We start from the raw sequence: 18,655 nt of genomic DNA on the forward strand, positions 1-18,655 counted from the left end.
GTTGGAGCTGGAGATCTCCCTATTTTTCAATGATATTTCCTCGGCTATCGCGCACAGTAACCATAATTCCCTCAGGTACAACAATCGTAACATCAAGCTGCTGCTGAGTCTGCATAAACCGTGTCGGAATTTGACCCAGTAATACATACAAGGTATCGCCGATTTGCTTGGTCTGGTATAAATCTTGTCCTTTTATTTCATCCTCTTTACCTGTGTATACATAACTTCCAAACACATGCACCTCCGGTGAGGTGGTTGCGTCAATTTTGACCGCATAAGGATCTTCTCCCTGTACAATCACCTTGGTCACTCCGGCAGGCAGTTTTTCATGCCAGTCTGGTAGAACCCTTGTTTCCTGAACCGAACTCATTATTTCTCTGACTTGCGGAGTGATCCCCAATGAACTGACCAAGGCAAATCCGATACAGCAAAAAACCAATACTGCCGTAATAAACATACTGAATAAATCATAACGAATGCGCTCGCGCGTCCCTTTCCAAGCAGTATACATTAAAATTTCCAATCCCAGTAAAACAAAAACGATTGGCCACCAGGTCAACGCCTGATCCAGTATACCAGCTCCCCAAAACTTGGAGGCAAACGTTACGCCCCCCAGCAGGACAAGGAAAAGTCCCATGGACAGTCTGCCAACTTTCCACACCCCTGCCGGAGCGTTTGACGCTTTAAAGGAACTATTTTTGTTAGATGATGTACCCAATATACCTGTGGCGCCTCCTCCATCGCTATGAGGATGATGGGCTCCCTTTAAGGGAGCCTCACTCTTTGAAAATTCAGTATCCATTCTATTCCTTCTCCTTTACTTGTTTAGATTTGGAATTCCCGATCATCATCCAAATACCACCGCCGATCAACAATAAGGATACGATAATCGTCCGTAGATACATGTCAACCAAATTATAAATCTCTCCGTTCGGAAACAGACGATCCAGAGTAGGAACTAGTACGTTGATTAAGATGTAATAGGCGCCCAGCAATAGTAACCCCAAGCCTACCCAGCGGTGATATTGTGCAAACATACCAATCACAGGCTTGTCGATCAGCGGCTCCCGGCCATAACGGCTTACTTGCTGCAATGCATCAAAAAAGCTGTAAAACCAGACCACCGGAATCAGGAACAAAAAGAGTGAAAGATGCAGCACGTCCAATATATAGGTGAAGCCTAAAAACAGAAGCATGAGCTGTAGTCCGCGCTTTTGCAAACCAATATACATATGTCCGGCACCGGGAAATACCGATAAAATGGTAGCCAGCATTTTGCTCCGCCGTCCCTCGACTCTTCCATGCTCCAATTCCTCAAACAAAGTCCGGTCCTGAAGCATTTCTCCCGCTTGTTTCCGATGTACATGCTGCACCGCATCAAACATGCAATACAGCCAAATGATCGGCAGCACGCCCGCAAATGCCAAAAATCCGGATTCGTTAGTGATGCTGGTAATAAAGACTAGGATCGCTCCAAAGCCAAAGAAGGATAGCAGAAAGGACAGACCACGCTGCATCAGCCCCAAATGGAGGTGTCCCAATCCAGGAATGAACGACAGCAAAATCGTAAAAAAGCGTTCATTCTCCGATCCTCTTTGAAAAGCAGGCGATCCTGCTACACCATAGTGTCCTTGTTCATAATGGTTATAACCCGGACCATATCCCATTCCTGCTCCCGATGCGTCCGTATCTGTGTGTGTTGCCCCCTCTGATACCTCTCCTGTTAAACCTGCCTGTCCATAAGGTCCACTTTGCGAGTAAAAGCCATATGGATTAGGTCCTGCATGAGGAGGATATGGAACAGCGGCTGCACGAGGATCATAACGCAACAAGCTAATAATGATATGCAGCGTGCTCAGTCCCCAGAAAAGGGCGGCAACAAACATACTGGCCAATAAAGGCATTTCGTCACTTGATATCACTGAAAAAAATAATCCTCCCGCCAGACATCCGAAAAATAAAATGGTGTACACAAACGCATTGGCTTTTCGGGTCCAGTAATAGTGTCCTACACCGGGAATGATGTTTAATAGAAATGCCAAGAGCTTGCTTCTTTCCGTATAAGGCATCGCTACACTTCCTTTCTATTTATGGGATTTTGATAAAGTTCCCAATTGAAGGTTGTTATTTTTGAGTTTTTTCATCTCAGCCTTTATCCGATGATTTAGGGCTTTAATTTATCGAGCCAGGTTGTCGTAGCTCGCATGACTTCTTCACTGTAAGAAACACGTTCTTTTGGAGGAATCGGCTTTCCGCCTGTTTGCGGCATCAATTTGTCAAAGGCTCCGCTGGACAACAAGATTAACGTCAGACTTGCAGCGACAACATAGTGAAACACAGGTTTTTCAAACCAGCGGCGTTTTTTGAACATAACTTGACTCGGTTCAGCTTCTATCTCGGGAAGGACGGCCATTACCTGATCTGTGAAGCGCTCCGTATCCATCCAGGCAGAATAATCTTTCAATGTTGACTCTAGTTGCTCCAGTGCAGCAAGGTATAACATCAGCGCCTGTTCGTCTTCCAGCAGGAGCTTTTCCAGCCGGATAGATTCCTCTATCGTACAAGTTCCTGTAATGTAAGCATGCCAGTCATTCGATTGCCCTTCAATCCACGGTTTATCCTGTTGGTCAGTCATTGCCATTCCTCCTCCTTCCAGTGGTTTCGAATCCATAGCCGCGCCCGATAGAGTCTCGACTCTACCGTTTTTAAAGCTACCTGCGTCTCTTCTGCAATTTGATCGTAGGTTTTGCCCTGCATATAATAGGCGTTAATAATATCCCGATGTTGCTGGGGCAACTGGGCGATTTTTTGCGATAGTTCTACAGTTTGCTCCTCGCGGATGAGACGGGCCAGCACATCCTCATCCCGGGAAGGGAGCTGAACAAGGGATTGTGCGACATCTATAAGCTCTGCGGGCCGTCTGTCCTGTTTTCGCTTAATATCCAGCGCTTTGTGGAGCGCAATTCGGCTCAGCCACGTTTTAAATCCTTCGTTCCGGTACTGGGGGAGAGACTTGTACACCTGAACGAACGCCTCCTGCGCGGCATCTTCGGCTTCCTTGCTGTCATGCAATACCGAATAGGCGATATGAAATACATGCTTGCTGTACAGCTCTACGATCTCACGGAACGCCTGCCGGTCACCGGACCGTATTCGTTCAATGATTCTCTCTATATCAATGACGCTCTCCCCCTTCCCAATACTATAGACGCCAGGAAATTTCCTTCCCCTGCATATTTCGAAAAAAATATTTAAAAAGGACACACCCTCCTGACGGAATGGTGTGTCCTCTATCATCAAAGCCTATTTAGACTGATATATCAATTGCGTCCACCACCACGGAATCGCTGGGCGTATTCTTTGGCATCCTGTGCATTACGAACACGGTTTCGGCTCCACTCCAGCAAAATACGGTCTATATACCGAAAATGTACTTTCCCTGCAAATACCGCTTCCTTCAAAGCCAGCAAAATCAGCTCCTCGGGATACCGATCCTGATCCACCCAGCTGGTGATCGTCTCGTATTCCATCGGTGATAATGGTCGTCCGAATTCTTTCTCGAAAATCGTGAACAAATTCCGTTCTTCTGTAAGCGGGGATTCCGATATTCCATTCAGTAAATCCGGCTTTCCGGCAAACAAAATGTCATCTTCATCAGGCTGCTCGTTACGTTCGGCGATCATACATTCTGCCAACTTACGATATAGCCCCGTCAAATTGTAACGTTCGAATTGTACGGATGAACTACGGTCTTCTACGGAATCGATTCTCAAAAATCCTTCTTTCATGAGCTTGCTGAAATAGAGCGCGATTTCGTTCGCAGTGCATCCGATACGGGCCTGCAATTGCTCCCATGTCGGAAACTCATTACGTTCCGCTTGTTTAAAGGCAAGCAACTGCATCAGTAGCAGCATTTCGCCATCTGCCAGCCGAAGTGTTCGATAATGCTTGAGCAGGGCGTAGGGAATCTGGACCATTCCGGCTTCCATAGCAAAGGCTACTCCCTCCGCCCATTCTGCCGCTGATGTCTTGTCGAATGATCCGGTCATCGGTTACGGATACAAACGATACAGCATACGTGGGAACGGAATCGTTTCACGTACATGATCGAGTCCACAAATCCATGCTACTGTACGCTCCAGGCCCAGTCCAAAGCCGGAATGCGGAACGGTACCATAGGTGCGCAGATCCATATACCATTGGTAGGCTTCACGAGCCAAGTTATGCTCGTTAAAACGTTCTTCCATCAATGCTGGATCATCAATCCGTTGGGAACCCCCGATAATTTCGCCATAGCCTTCAGGAGCGATCATATCGGCACACAGAACAACCTCTGGACGGGTTGGGTCTGGTTTCATATAGAATGCCTTAATGTGAGTCGGCCAATGTGTAATGAACACAGGTTTGTTATATCTTTCGGCAATCGCCGTTTCATGAGGAGCACCAAAGTCTTCCCCCCATGGGATATCAAATCCTTCACCTTGAAGGAAGGCAATCGCCTCATCATACGTAATACGTGGGAATTCGCCTTGAATTTGTTCCAGCTTCGAAACATCGCGTCCGATGGTTTCAAGCTCCTTCGCACAATTTTTCAGAACAGATTGCACGATATGGCTTACAAACTGCTCCTGAACGCGTAAGGATTCTTCATGATCCACAAAAGCCATCTCAGGCTCGATCATCCAGAACTCAATCAGGTGACGACGTGTTTTGGACTTTTCCGCACGGAAAGTTGGACCAAAAGAATATACTTTGCCCAGCGCCATTGCCGCGGCTTCCATATACAACTGTCCGCTTTGTGTCAAATATGCATCTTCGTCAAAATATTTAATATGGAACAACTCTGTTGTGCCTTCTGCAGAGGAAGGGGTCAAAATAGGTGGGTCCACCTTCGTAAAGCCGTTGCTGTTAAAGAATTCCTGTACAGCACGGATAATTTCCGCTCGTACGATCAGAACAGCACGTTGCTTGGCAGAACGCAGCCACAAATGACGATGATCCATCAAGAAATCTACACCGTGTTCTTTAGGTGTAATCGGGTAGTTTTCGGTCAAATGAATAATTTCAATGCCTGTAACCGTTAATTCAAAGCCCGATTGGCTACGCGGTTCTTCACGTACTACTCCAGTAACGTAAAGGGAGCTCTCTTGAGTCAAGGATTTGGCGTCATTCCAAATTTCCTCGGACACTTCGCTTTTCACGATAACCCCTTGAATATACCCGCTACCATCGCGCAGTTGCAGGAACTGAATTTTACCACTAGATCGTTTATTGTTTACCCAAGCGCCGATTGTAACCGTTTCCCCTACATGGCGGCCCACTTGGGCAATAGTACTTTTATTCGTCATGACCGTCTCTCTCCTCTTAACCGAAAATCAAACAGCCCTTCCCCCTGGGTTAGGCTGTTTGCTCTCGCTGTTTAGTGCATGCAGAACTCAAACAATAGTCCGCATGCATAAAGTTTACACTTTCGAATCGAACTACTGAACCAGACGGAACGTGTCGCGGGCAATAACCAGTTCTTCGTTCGTCGGAATGATCAGTACTTCTACCTTTGAATTTGCAGTTGTAATCCGGCGAGGCTCGCCAGAACGAATAGCATTCAATGATTCATCCAGCTCGATACCGAGGAATGTCAGTTGCTCCAACACTCTCTTACGCAGAACGATGGAGTTCTCGCCTACACCTGCTGTAAATGCAATTACGTCTACTCCGTTCATTGCGGCAGCATACGATCCAATGTATTTGCGCAGACGGTATTCATACATTTCGAATGCCAATGTAGAATTAGCTTCGCCTTTTTCCATACCTTCTGTGATTTCACGCATGTCACTGCTGATACCGGAAATAGCTAAAAGTCCACTATGCTTGTTCAGCATAGAATTGACTTCATTGACAGTCAATTCTTCTTTGTTCATGACATAAGGTACGATTGCTGGGTCCAAATCACCACTACGAGTACCCATCATAAGACCTTCCAGTGGAGTCATCCCCATGGAAGTATCAACAGACAAACCGCCTTGAACTGCTGTTACACTACCACCATTACCGATATGACAAGTGATAATCTTCAGGTCTTCCAAAGGACGACCAAGGAATTTGGCTGCTTCCTTACTCACAAAGTCATGGGAAGTACCGTGGGCACCGTAACGACGAACCTTGTACTTATTGTACAACACTCTTGGAATGGCGTACATATAAGCTTTTTCTGGCATGGTTTGATGGAACGAGGTATCGAATACTACAACCTGCGGTACATCTGGCATATTTAATTCAGCTGCTTTAATCCCCATCATGGAAGCAGGGTTATGCAGTGGCGCCAGGTCGAATAAGCGGCGGATTTCACTTTTCGCTTCAGGCGTTACAACTGCTGACTGTTTGAAGATTTCGCCTCCATGAACCACACGGTGGCCCACAGCCTGAATTTCGCTAGTACTGGAGATTACACCATGTTCTGCATCTGTGAGTGCGTTCAGCACTTTACGGATGGCTGTAGTATGTTCCAAAATTTCGCTAACTTCAGTGTATTCTTCTTTATTGGTTGGCTTATGCGTCAGAATGGAGGAATCCATACCGATGCGCTCTACCAATCCCTTTGCCAGAACGGACTCGTCCGTCATATCATACAATTGGTATTTCAGGGAAGAACTCCCTGCATTGATTACGAGAATTTTCATATCCGGTCACCATCCTTGTCGTACTTAAAGAAGCCTTCGCCCGATTTTACGCCCAGATTACCTGCACGCACCATTTTCTTCAGTACGATGGACGGACGATATTTCAATTCGCCGAATTCACGGAACATACGCTCCAGAGCAGCCAAAACGGAATCCAGACCAAAGCGGTCAGCCATTTCCAAAGGACCGCTTTGGAAGTTATAGCCGATTCGCATAGCGTCGTCGATATCATCAGCGGAAGCTACGCCCTCTTGAAGTACATGAGCCGCTTCGTTAATCAACAGACAGATTATCCGGCTTGTTACGAATCCAGGAGATTCGTAAATCATGACTCCTTTTTTCTCCACTATTTCTTCCACAAACATTTTAGTGTTTTCAAATGTATCGTCCGAAGTTTTCAAACCACGAATAATTTCTACAAGATCAATACGGGATACTGGATAAATAAAGTGCATACCAATAACACGCTCAGGATACTTGGTCGAGCTGGCAAGCTCGGTCAGGCTCAGCGTGGATGTATTACTTGCAAGAATAATATTGCTTGGACACACATGGTCCAGCTCTTGGAACACTGCTTTCTTCTCGTCTAGATTCTCTGTAATCGTCTCAATGACCATATCGCAGCTGCCGAGCTCCGCCAAATGGATTACTTTTTGAATACGGGATAAGATCAATTTTTTCTCAGCTTGAGTAATTGCCCACTTCTCCAGTTGTTTATCCAGACTCGTTTCAATCATATTATAGGCGTAGTCTAGTTTCTCTGGTGTCTGCTCTACCAGCAGCACATCGATTCCTTTGGACGCGAGCATTTCAGAAATCCCCTGTCCCATGGTGCCGCCGCCGATGACGCCGATTTTTTTAAATTGCATGATTCTTTACTCCACCCTTTCCTGGTCACTCTCATATATTGTATCCTTCTTTGTCGAAAAATACATGTTTATGTCCCAATAGATAATAATATCTTAGCACGGACTAAAAGTAAAAAAAAATAACCAGCATAAAAAATTATGCTGGTAATAAAGCATTTTCACTAAATTGACATCTAAATTGGTCTCCAGACAGAGTTTCTTCCTTCATCAGGATGTCAAGTGAGTTGTCGAACACAGGACGATGCTTTTCCAGCAGCTCCAAAGTTCGGGTATGCAGGTCAGCCATAATCTCGCCATTTTCCCGCATAAGTTCTTCTTTGGTTACCATTTCCATGTTAATAATGCCAAGGGAAGTCAAACCGGAAGTCATCATCGTATGGACGATGTTCAGAGCCTGCTCAAAATCATTACTTGAGCCGGTACTGCGACCGCCATAGTACATTTCTTCCGCCGTAGCCCCTGCAAGCGAGATCATAATTTGCTCCTCCAGGAACTGCTTGGTATATAAATAATGCTCTTGCTGTGGATTGTGGCGCACATAACCAAGCGCTTTCCCACGTGGGCTAAGTGCTACCTGGCTTACGCTGCCGGGACGAACAATTTCAGCCATAATAGCATGTCCTAGTTCATGAATCGCTACACGTTTTTTCTCTTCCAACGTCGATTCTCGATCAGTCTTTTCACCCATCATCACTTTATCGATTGCCATCGACAGATGCTTCTGCGCAATCATTTTCTGATCTTGTCTCATCGCATAGATTGCCGCTTCATTCATCACGCTCTCCAGCTGTGCGCCGGAAAACCCGTAAGATTCCTCGGCAATTTTATCGAGATTCGCATCTTCTTGAATCGGTTTGTTCTTGGCATGAATTTTAAGAATATGAAGGCGGCCTTTCTTATCAGGCAAATCCACTTGAATATGACGGTCAAAACGCCCTGGACGCGTTAAGGCGCTGTCCAGCATTTCTTTGCGGTTTGTTGCCGCAATGATCAAAATCCGCGGTGTATCTGCCGAATAAATACCATCCATTTCTGTCAGCAACTGATTCAAAGTCTGATCATATTCTCGTTGCTGTCCACCCTCACGTTTACCACCAATTACGTCGATTTCGTCAATAAAAATAATTGCATTTTCCTTCTTTTCCTTGGCTGCACGAGTACGTGCCTCCCGAAACAACTCACGGACACGACCTGCTCCAACACCAACGTACATTTCAACAAATTCACTACCTGAGGCTGCAACAAATACAGAATTAGTGTAGTGTGCCGCTGCCTTCGCCATCAGCGTTTTTCCTGTTCCCGGAGGACCTGTGAGCAGAACGCCTTTTAATGGACGGATACCAAACTTAGAAATTTCATCATGTCGATTCAAAAAATCCAAGGCCTCGCGCAGTTCCTGCTTAGCGCTTTCTTGCCCACCGATTTCCTCAAAAGTCAGCTTGTCCGGACCAATTTTTTTACGTTTGCGCTCTTGCCCAGCACCTACGGCCAAGCCGCCACGCGCATGCATGAGCATTAACAAGCCGCTGAGCATCACGCCAGCAATTAAAAGAGGGATAATATTTACCCCTATAAAAACGAGAAATATAATGGTTATCGGCACAATGCCGATTAATATTTCCTTGATCCATCTAGGCATTAGGCCATACCCCCATTTGCTGAGATTGACGTGGCAAAACGATAAACTTGGTCGCTTTACCTTCGCTGAGTCGGATATAGACATTGTTCGAATCCATGTCGGTATCAGCTTTGATACCCGTCTTTTTCTTTTTCATCTGCTCAACTGTAGATGAAATTTGAGTATACTTTTTATTTTCCATCGCTTCGGCTACAGGAAACATAGCCTCAGACCACCATTGATTTAGTGCTACATTGGAATGATCTGCGATATCCAGCTTAATGGTGCGGCTGCCAATGATGGATTGTCCCTTTTGCTTAACTACATCGACCAATCCGGCAACATCCGCCTGCGGTTTGAGATCTAGTTTCAATACGACCTGATCCTGTTTAATATCTATTTGAGCGCTTGTCACGCCTGGATATTGAGAAACTATTTTTTCCAAAGGACTTTGCATTGTAACCTGACGGTAAATGAACCATCCCCCAAATAGCAGCAAAGCTGCCAAAACTGCCGCCACAACGATAGGAACTGCACGCAATTTCAAACAACATCCTCCTCTCAAAATGTAAAACTCAGAAGAAACGGGACGAATGTCAACAAACAACCAAATTGCATGATCTTACAGTGATCAGCAATTCTTTTTTCTATCATTTTTGTCTATCACTTATAAAATATAGTATATCATAACGTATATCTAATATCGAAGGCAATGTGTGGAGGAGTTGTGATGAGGCAAAATCTTTGGTTATGGTGGAGGTGTGACGCTGCGTGTAGGATTTGATCTTACGATCGCTGCTGCCCGCCATAAAGATGAATTTCGCTGGCTTTCAGCTCATCTTTACGGCATAGCAAGACTAAAAGACGTAAATACGAATTTCATCGTATTTACGTCTTTTTCTTGAGCTTTTAATCATTTACTAGTCATTCATTCCACATCTGCCAATCCTCACACCGCTCAGTTATTGGGCAAAGTATACTTTACACCCGTCGCTCCCCCATCTGAAAAACGGTAAAAGGTATAGTAATGATGGCTTCCATCATCGTAAAACAGTTGCCACACATATTCGCCATTGAACACACTCGGCTGGAGGCTTACAATTTTTACATTTGGAAGCTGCTGCTGAATTAGCGCCGTCATTTTTTGCTCGTCGACTCCGTTTTTCAGCAGCTCGGTATGAACACCGCTATTATCCGCGGCAGGTATGTTAGGTTGTCCCTCCACTTTTTGAAAAGGAACCCAAACCATTATATTTTCATTCTGTGCATTTTTCCCTTGAACCACCCAATATACCTGATCCCACACAGTCTTCCATGTTTGAGTCGTGCTAACCAGACCACCTGATTGCTTAGCCTTAATGATAGCGGCATTTTCCTCAGCCACCTGGTCTTGAGTAACATAGGAATAATACCAGAAAATGCTGACCAGGATCAGTATCACGGCCAAAATGGCGACCGCTATCCACTTTTTCTTATTTTTCAAACCCGTGCTTCCTCTCTAAGGGGATGTGACACCTGAATTAGCGCGACAGCAGCCCTTCAAAGGCGGCTTGTGCCTCATGTTTGATACGTTCCTCGTCCATAGTCAGGCATTCGCCGTTTTTCACAACCTGACGACCGTCTACCCATACGTGAGCCACGTCTTTGGCGCTTGCAGAGTATACCGCATGGGAAATAAGATCTGTACGCGGCAAGAAATGTGCCTGATTCAGATCCAGCGCGATAAAGTCAGCCTTGTTGCCTGCTGCCAACGCTCCTACTTCTTTTAAACCAATTGACTTTGCACCGTATTCTGTTGCCAGACGCAGCGCTTCACTCGCAGGAACTGCCGTAGGGTCACCAGATACACCCTTGTGAATAAGTGCTGCCAGACGCATTTCCTCGAACATATCCAGGTTATTATTACTGGCAGGACCATCCGTTCCGAGAGAAACGGTAACCCCTGCACGCAGCAATTCAGGCACTCTTGCCACACCACTTGCCAGCTTCAAGTTGCTACCTGGGTTGTGCGAAACCGCTACACCACGTTCAGCCAGTAAAGCTATTTCTTCGTCGTTCAAATGAACGCCATGGGCAACAAGCGAAGGACGGGAGAAAAATCCAAGCTTATCCAAATGTGCAACTGGACGCAAACCGTAGTCGCGTACGTTTTGCTCCACTTCGGCGATCGTCTCAGACATGTGCGTATGCAGCGGCAAATCCAGATCATGCGCAGCTTGTACGAATTTTTCAATAAACGCAGGTGGACAGGTGTATGGCGCATGCGGTGACATCATCGTTGTAATACGCCCGTCTGCTTTACCATGCCAGTTACGCGCAAAAGTCACGGCCTCAGCCAGCTTGATTCGCTGTTCTTCCTCCGAACATAGTCCAATTGCTCCACGCATCAGACTTGCACGAATACCTGACTCTTCAGCTACACGAGCCACCTCATCCATATGATCGTACATGTCCAGGAAGGTCGTTGTACCACCTTTCAGCATTTCCAGCACAGACAAGGACGTACCCCAGTACACGTCGGTAGATGTAAACTTGGCTTCCATAGGCCACATTTTTTCCTGAAGCCATACTTGAAGTGCCAAGTCATCTCCATGCCCACGCAGCAGAGACATCGCCGCATGACCATGAGTATTAATCAGACCAGGTAAAAACAAAAGCCCCTTACCATCGATCGCTTCCGTCTCTTCCTCACCGGCAGGCAAAGTCTCGCCAATGTAAGTAATGCGGCTATCCTCCACAATCATAAAACCATGGATTACCCCAACTTCTGGTCCATTTACGGCAAAAAAGCCGTTTTTAATCATCCATTTATTCACTGTCATATTGTGTTTCTTCCTTTCCGTCCTCCAAATAATAAGCGAGGCTAAGCAAATCAGTTGTAAAGTCTGTGGCATGAATCCGAATGTTGGCCGGTGCCTTGAGAGTAGTCGGTGCAAAGTTCAGGATCGCTCCAATTCCGCTCTCAATAAGCCTGTCAGCCACGTGCTGTGCTTCAAAATCAGGTACGGTAATAATCCCGATTCGAATGTTTTTTTCTTTCACAGTCGCTTCCAGTTCATCCATCGGTTGCACGACCAATGTATTGATCTTGGTCCCTACCTTATCCGGAAACGCATCAAATACCGCTACAATCTTCATATTGTCTTTTAAATAAGCGTTATAATTCGAAAGGGCTTGCCCCAGATTACCCGCTCCGACCAATACTACATTAATTTGCTGATCGATTTTCAGGATATGGCGTATTTTCTCAATTAGATAAGAAACATCATAACCTATACCCTTCCGACCAAAATCTCCAAAATAGGCGAGATCTTTACGGATTTGGGCCGGGTTCAAATCTAGCCTCTGCCCCAACTCTTGAGAAGAGACCGTAGCCACCTCCCGTTTGTGAAGTGCATTCAGATAACGTAAATATACGGGTAACCTCCGTACGACAGCCTCTGAAATTTTATCTGATTTCATACTTGCTCCCCCTAATTGTAACGAACATACTTAGTGTCCGTCCGTTATGCCTCGGTCTCCGGGGCGGATTGGAGCCATTCGGCGATGCGGGGCACCATTTGCTCCGATGGCATATGCTCCATTTTTGGTCCCGGTAACGAGTACAAAAAGTGCTTTCCGTAATAGGATTCGATCACACGCGTATCGTAAACGATAACGACCCCGTGGTCGCTCGCTGTACGAACCAACCGACCAAATCCCTGTTTGAAGCGAATGACCGCTTGTGGTACAGACAGCTTCATAAATGGATTCTTCTTCTGCTGCTGGAGCAGCTCGCTTTTTGCCTCCAGCAACGGGTGATTCGGCGGTTGAAACGGCAAGCGAACAATGGCCAGACAAGTCAGAGCCTTCCCCGGAATATCGACGCCTTCCCAGAAGCTGCTGGTTCCGAGTAATACAGAAGCTTTGGCTTCCTGAAAACGGCGGGTTAGCTTGCTGCGACTCCCACTGTCCATACCTTGTCCCAGCACAGTAATTTCGCTGGATGCTAAGACCTCTTTGAGCGGCTCATACACTTGCCGGAGCATCCGATAGGAAGTAAACAGAACGAGCATTCTCCCCCGCGTCGCCTGAGCAGTCGCTCCTAGAGAGCTAACGAGCATATCTACAAAGTGTGCATCTCCTACACTGCCCTTCACGCTTGGGAAATCCCGTGGAATGACCAGCAACACCTGATCCCTGTAATTAAAGGGTGACGGGAGCTGCGAAGTCATCAGCCGCTCTTGATCTGCGGCCTCCTGCAAGCCGAGCTGATCGATCATGTACTGAAACGACTTATCTACCGATAAGGTAGCAGACGTCAGAATAATGCTTCTTTTTTTGTCAAAAAACATTTCTTTCAACTGGCGGCTCACATCGACGGGCACCGCATAAAATTGTAATGATTTACTGCGGAATTGCCCACTCGCTTCGAGCCAGTATACGGTTGTTTCATCATCGAGTCGCATAAAAAAGCGCAAATTTTCTCGAATCCCCGCCAGATCCTTGAGCAGACCCGTGATATCTGTAATAAGGCTATCCGCCGCATAATCGTCATGTTCTTCCTTGACGTCCAGCATCAGCTTGTCGCCCTTGCGCAAAATTTCACTCATCGTTACATATAGCTGATTTTCCAAAGCCCCCGCCTGATCCCACTTTGCAGGCTTGGCTGAAGGTTTGAGACGGGAAGAAAACTGTCCTGTTTCACCCGGTGTCGCATCGCTTCGCTCTGGCAACATGCCAAACAGCTTGTCGCTTAGCAGGTCCCAAGTTTCCTTAACCTCTAACACGAGCGGATACATCTGATCGATGGTTGAGGCCCAATCCGTCGACTTCTCGTGCCCCGATTTCGCCAACTGTTGACGAAGTGAAGGCAGTTGTCCATTCTTGCTGTCTTTGAACAGTCGCGTCAGTGTATGCACGAGTGTGAAATATTTCATATGCATACCTAGGTGCTTACCAGCTACTTCCTCCAGGTGATGGGCTTCATCAATCACCAGATGTTCATAGCTCGGCAATAACTGGTGGCTAGCTTTGACGTCAGTGAACAACTTAGAGTGATTCGTAATAACAACATCCGCTATCCCTGCTTCATGGCGTGCACGATGATAATAGCATTTGCGGAACCATGGGCAAGAACGACCAAGACAGGACTCTGAATCACTCGCCACCGTTTCCCAGAAATCTCCACCACGGTTGCTCAGATTCAGTTCTTCATCATCACCGGTTTCTGTTAGCGTCAACCAGACGATCATCTGAGCAGCTGTAATTAAATCTTCCTTCGGTGTCGCGAAGTCTCTTCTGTTTATTTTATGTTCAAACTTACGCAGACACAAATAATGTCCCCGACCCTTGAAAATAGCAGCCCGGAACGGAAACGGAATCACCTTGGTCAGCATCGGAATGTCGCGCTCGCGTAATTGCTCCTGCAGGTTGATCGTATGTGTACTTACCATAACTCGCTGTCCTTTTTTCACACTGTGATACAGCGATGGGAGCAAATAACCGAGGGACTTCCCTGTTCCTGTACCTGCTTCGATCAGCAGATGCTTGTCTTCACTCAGTGCCTGATTTACACCCTCAATCATCTGTATCTGTGCCTCGCGCTCCTCATATTGGCTCAAGGATGAACGCAAATTGTCCCGTACATCATCCATGTACTCCTCAAAGGAAACACCTGACAGTGGATTCGGGTCATCTTCTCTACGCGGAGCAGCTAGCTCCGTCCAATCTTCCACTTTTAGCGCAAGCTGACGAAAAAACTGATGTCCCTCCAAATCCTGAATAGGATCAAGCTCTTTCTCTTCACGCACCCCATCAAGAAACCATCCAAGGTCACTGTCTTCCTCTGCAAACAAATCGCTAAGCCGCTGTATCGTTATCAGAGGTAATGCTTGAAGCTCACCCAGACACTTTAAAAACACCTCAGCCGTAGCTAACGCGTCGCTGTCTGCTTGGTGAGGGCGATCATGTGCCAGCCCAAACTCAGAAGACACAAAACCCAACTGATACGAAGATAGCGATGGAAACATAATTTTCAGAAAATCCATTGTATCCAAGATTCTTCCGCTAAACGGCAAATATCCGCACCGATCCAGAGCGTTTTGCAAAAAATTAAAATCAAACGCCACATTATGACCGACCAGTACAACATCGTCCAGCATAGGCACGAGCTCCATCATCATTTCTTCAAGTGCAGGAGCATCCTTGACGTCATCGTCTGTAATTCCGGTCAATCCGGTGATAAAAGGGGGAATAGATCTGCCAGGGTTTACATAAGAACCGTAAACACGGGAAATGCTGTTATCATGATCTATAATTGCAAGTCCGACTTGAATGATGTCATCCGCGGACTGGGTGCCTGTCGTTTCAAAATCCAATACCGCAAATTTCATTCGGGCTAATCCTTTCTTAAGACACTTACAAAAATAATAACTCTGTATATTAGCATAGCAGAAGATCGCCTGTTTGGAAATTAAGACAGCCAAAAAAGACGATGCACACGCCGCCTGAGAGGTGGGCATGCATCGTCTTACTCGGTGTCTGACAACTACATCCAGGTCATCATGGAGCTGTCGTATCGAAGCTTTTCGGTACCGGACAGACAGGCTTCCATATTGTGCAGCGGCTCGGGTAACGCAGGATCGAACTGATGTGCGAGAGCAAAACATTTTTGCGCCTCCTCTACGTCAGCCTGCTTTGCCAACAGACAGCCTAGCGCATTATAGATGACCGCCTTCAGTCCTGCCTGCTCAGTCAGGTCCAGCACCTTCTGAAAATGGCATACAGCCTCTGCTGGATCATCCAGTTGAAAATAGGCCATTCCCATATACATGCGACTCTGCCAGCTGTTCGGAAAATGCTGTAGTACCTGCTCAAATTGTTGGATCGCCTCAGGGTACATGAGTAATCGATAATACCCTTGCCCCCGATTAAAAGCTGGCAGCTCTTTTTCAGGTAGCTCCGTGTCAGACATATCGGTCTCCGCGGAAAACCCGGCCGCACGCAGGCACACCATTTTTTCCTCAAAGGCCAGCCACTCATCCATAATTCCGTCACTCATTCTCCGCAGCAGACTCCAGTGCTGTAGCAGCTCCTGCCTGCGGGAGCCCTGGGCTGATGGGTAATGCTTCACGATATCATCTAACATGCTGTTCATTTCTGCGAATACATGCTGGAACATGTGCATCCCGCCCTTATGAAAGATGGATTAATACACTCACATTTTTCGCTTAAAAGACGAGTTTCATCCGCACTCCCATTCATTACATGATCGTCGCGTGTACTTCTTTGTTCATCGTTTGGGCTGGTTTATTATGTTCATCAACAAATACCACTGTTGGTTTGTATGTTTTGGCCTCTTCATTCGACATGGAAGCATATGAAATAATAATGACTGTATCACCAGGCTGCACCAAACGAGCTGCCGCACCGTTGAGACAGATAACACCGCTCCCACGCGGTCCGGGAATAACATAGGTTTCCAGTCGAGCTCCATTGTTATTGTTTACAATTTGAACCTTTTCATTCTCCAACAAATCCGATGTCTCCATGAGATCTTCATCTATAGTGATACTCCCCACATAGTTCAGGTTAGCTTCTGTAACCGTAGCGCGGTGAATTTTGGATTTCATCATGGTTCTAAACATGGGAAAGCACCTCCGCCTTCTGTATTATTATATTGTCAATCAGTCGGGTATTGCCAAATTTCACAGCCAGCGCTACGATGACTTCTTCCCGAACATCACATAGCCGCTGCTCGGGAAGAAGGGGCTTCAGACCGGGAAAAGTTAATATTTCAATGTAATCAATGTCTGCTAAAGGAGAGGAAGTAATGGTGGACTCCACCATTTGATGTAGCTGACGAATCGTAATTGTGTTTGTTACTATATCTTCGCTCACTTCTTGCACCTTACGCAGTGACTGAGACAGCACCAACGCCTGCTCGCGCTGTTCTGCACTTAAATACACATTACGGGAGCTGAGGGCCAAACCATCCGCCTCTCTGACGATGGGACAAGGTACGATAGTCACGTTCATATTGAGATCAGTCACCATCTGCTGGAGCACAGCAACCTGCTGTGCGTCCTTCATTCCAAAGAAAGCCAAATCAGGACCTATCATGTTAAAAAGCTTGGCTACCACCGTAGTCACACCATCAAAATGGCCGGGACGGGAAGCACCGCACAAACGATCTGTCAAAGCGGATACTCGAATTTTGGTTTGGGTTGGTTGTGGATACATTTCTGCTACAGTTGGCAAAAATACAATGTCCACGCCTTCGCGCCGTGCTACCTCCAAGTCTCGAGCTTCATCGCGAGGATAGCTGTCTAGATCTTCATTTGGTCCAAATTGAATCGGATTCACGAAAATGCTAAGCACGACCGTATCCGCCATTTCACGCGCCTTGTGCATCAAGCTCGCATGCCCTTCATGCAGGTATCCCATTGTTGGTACAAAGCCAACTTTATGTTGCTGTAAAGAGGTAGAACCGTATTTCTTTTTTGTTTCGCTTGTCCCAAGCTGCCGACGTTCAGCAATAACCTTCCGCAGCTGAGCCACTTCTCTTACGATGATCATGATCGAGATTCCACCTTTTCCTTAGCTTGTTCCTGTGTCTGTCCTTTTGCCTTACCGTACAGGGATTCCACAACGCGGTCATCCGCGCTGAACACATGCTCTGCGGCCGGAAATGCCCGCCCTTTCACATCACTCACATATTGCTCAATACTGCTGCGGATCAAGCCGCCTACATCGGCATAGGTTTTAACAAAGCGTTTGCTGAAATAAGGCGATGCGTACTGAATCAGATCGTGATAAACGAGTACCTGACCGTCACATCCACGTCCAGCACCAATTCCAATGGTTGGAATGGAAAGCTCTTTTGAAATCGCTGTTGCCACTTCCTCAGTTACCAGTTCCAGTACAATGCCAAAAGCACCCGCCTGCTCCAGCGCCTTGGCGTCCGCCATTAACCGGCGTGCGTCCGCTTCGTCCTTGCCTTGAATGCGATAGCCGCCAATTTGATTAACCGATTGCGGAGTAAGCCCGATATGTCCCAATACAGGCACACCTGCCTGAACAGTTGCTTTTACGACATCGGCAATTTCAGCTCCGCCCTCCAGCTTAACAGCATGCACATGTCCTTCCTGCATCAAACGGCGGATGCCCTGAAGACTTTCTGATACGCTGCTGTGATATGTCATAAAAGGCATGTCCGCTACGATAAATGTATGTTCCGCGCCTCTTGCGACTGCCCGGGAATGGTACACGATATCATCCAAGGTTACAGGGATGGTTGAATCGTAACCAAGAACTACGTTACCCAGCGAGTCACCTACGAGAATCATGTCAATTCCCGCCTCCTCAGCTATTTTAGCCGATGGATAATCATAGGCGGTCAGCATACTGAGCGGAATGCCCTCTTGCTTCATTTTTTTCATTTTCACAATATTCAGTGCTTGTTTTCCTGCCATTGCGAATGGCTCCCTTCCATCTTTTTTTGGCACAAA

General features: G+C 46.6%; 18 protein-coding genes. All 18 read right to left on the reverse strand.

Annotated features, from left to right (window positions below; translation table 11 throughout):
* Window positions 1-19: 19 nt before the first annotated feature.
* Window positions 20-802, reverse strand: a complete 783-nt coding sequence (locus T3H97_RS14670) for a hypothetical protein (RefSeq protein WP_328800108.1) — start codon at window positions 800-802, stop codon at window positions 20-22.
* 1 nt (window position 803) lies between these two features.
* Window positions 804-2,069, reverse strand: a complete 1,266-nt coding sequence (locus T3H97_RS14675) for a multi-tm2 domain protein (RefSeq protein WP_328800109.1) — start codon at window positions 2,067-2,069, stop codon at window positions 804-806.
* A 95-nt stretch (window positions 2,070-2,164) separates the two neighbouring features.
* The gene (locus T3H97_RS14680) at window positions 2,165-2,635 is read right to left on the reverse strand and encodes a hypothetical protein (RefSeq protein WP_328800110.1); all 471 of its coding nucleotides are present in this window, start codon (window positions 2,633-2,635) and stop codon (window positions 2,165-2,167) included.
* Window positions 2,632-3,264 (reverse strand): RNA polymerase sigma factor, encoded by a 633-nt coding sequence (locus T3H97_RS14685; protein WP_328800111.1) that lies wholly within the window; start codon window positions 3,262-3,264, stop codon window positions 2,632-2,634. The genes T3H97_RS14680 and T3H97_RS14685 overlap by 4 nt, the downstream gene beginning before the upstream one ends.
* Before the next feature lie 56 nt (window positions 3,265-3,320).
* Complete coding sequence (locus T3H97_RS14690; protein ID WP_039271126.1) at window positions 3,321-4,049, reverse strand: DnaD domain-containing protein; 729 nt, start codon at window positions 4,047-4,049, stop codon at window positions 3,321-3,323.
* 3 nt (window positions 4,050-4,052) lie between these two features.
* On the reverse strand, window positions 4,053-5,348 hold the full coding sequence (gene asnS, locus T3H97_RS14695; RefSeq protein ID WP_250239221.1) for an asparagine--tRNA ligase: 1,296 nt from the start codon (window positions 5,346-5,348) through the stop codon (window positions 4,053-4,055).
* A 132-nt stretch (window positions 5,349-5,480) separates the two neighbouring features.
* A complete protein-coding gene (locus T3H97_RS14700) occupies window positions 5,481-6,677 on the reverse strand; it encodes an acetate/propionate family kinase (RefSeq protein WP_013310675.1) in 1,197 nt (398 codons plus the stop codon).
* On the reverse strand, window positions 6,674-7,546 hold the full coding sequence (locus T3H97_RS14705) for a 3-hydroxyacyl-CoA dehydrogenase family protein (RefSeq protein ID WP_023989130.1): 873 nt from the start codon (window positions 7,544-7,546) through the stop codon (window positions 6,674-6,676). Before T3H97_RS14705 ends, T3H97_RS14700 begins: the two co-directional genes overlap by 4 nt.
* 136 nt (window positions 7,547-7,682) lie before the next feature.
* Window positions 7,683-9,185 carry an AAA family ATPase gene (locus T3H97_RS14710; RefSeq protein ID WP_250239222.1) on the reverse strand — a complete coding sequence of 501 codons (1,503 nt, stop codon included), beginning with the start codon at window positions 9,183-9,185 and terminating at the stop codon, window positions 7,683-7,685.
* Window positions 9,178-9,711, reverse strand: a complete 534-nt coding sequence (locus tag T3H97_RS14715; protein ID WP_274481708.1) for a hypothetical protein — start codon at window positions 9,709-9,711, stop codon at window positions 9,178-9,180. Before T3H97_RS14715 ends, T3H97_RS14710 begins: the two co-directional genes overlap by 8 nt.
* Before the next feature lie 411 nt (window positions 9,712-10,122).
* The gene (locus tag T3H97_RS14720) at window positions 10,123-10,647 is read right to left on the reverse strand and encodes a cell wall elongation regulator TseB-like domain-containing protein (RefSeq protein WP_328800112.1); all 525 of its coding nucleotides are present in this window, start codon (window positions 10,645-10,647) and stop codon (window positions 10,123-10,125) included.
* A gap of 37 nt (window positions 10,648-10,684) precedes the next feature.
* A complete protein-coding gene (locus T3H97_RS14725) occupies window positions 10,685-11,986 on the reverse strand; it encodes an amidohydrolase (RefSeq protein WP_328800113.1) in 1,302 nt (433 codons plus the stop codon).
* Window positions 11,973-12,626 carry a redox-sensing transcriptional repressor Rex gene (locus tag T3H97_RS14730; protein WP_013310684.1) on the reverse strand — a complete coding sequence of 218 codons (654 nt, stop codon included), beginning with the start codon at window positions 12,624-12,626 and terminating at the stop codon, window positions 11,973-11,975. The genes T3H97_RS14725 and T3H97_RS14730 overlap by 14 nt, the downstream gene beginning before the upstream one ends.
* Window positions 12,627-12,670: 44 nt before the next feature.
* Window positions 12,671-15,538, reverse strand: a complete 2,868-nt coding sequence (gene dinG / locus T3H97_RS14735) for an ATP-dependent DNA helicase DinG (protein WP_328800114.1) — start codon at window positions 15,536-15,538, stop codon at window positions 12,671-12,673.
* A 155-nt stretch (window positions 15,539-15,693) separates the two neighbouring features.
* Window positions 15,694-16,326 (reverse strand): tetratricopeptide repeat protein, encoded by a 633-nt coding sequence (locus T3H97_RS14740; RefSeq protein ID WP_061829188.1) that lies wholly within the window; start codon window positions 16,324-16,326, stop codon window positions 15,694-15,696.
* 82 nt (window positions 16,327-16,408) lie between these two features.
* Window positions 16,409-16,792 (reverse strand): aspartate 1-decarboxylase, encoded by a 384-nt coding sequence (gene panD / locus T3H97_RS14745; RefSeq protein WP_013371641.1) that lies wholly within the window; start codon window positions 16,790-16,792, stop codon window positions 16,409-16,411.
* Window positions 16,785-17,723: a pantoate--beta-alanine ligase gene (gene panC / locus T3H97_RS14750; RefSeq protein ID WP_328800115.1), complete on the reverse strand. Its 939-nt coding sequence runs from the start codon at window positions 17,721-17,723 to the stop codon at window positions 16,785-16,787. The genes panD and panC overlap by 8 nt, the downstream gene beginning before the upstream one ends.
* Complete coding sequence (gene panB / locus T3H97_RS14755) at window positions 17,720-18,619, reverse strand: 3-methyl-2-oxobutanoate hydroxymethyltransferase (protein WP_220025327.1); 900 nt, start codon at window positions 18,617-18,619, stop codon at window positions 17,720-17,722. The genes panC and panB overlap by 4 nt, the downstream gene beginning before the upstream one ends.
* Window positions 18,620-18,655 lie beyond the last annotated feature (36 nt).

The sequence above is a fragment of the Paenibacillus sp. LX16 genome (genome assembly GCF_036252815.1).
Lineage (GTDB): Bacteria > Bacillota > Bacilli > Paenibacillales > Paenibacillaceae > Paenibacillus > Paenibacillus polymyxa_B.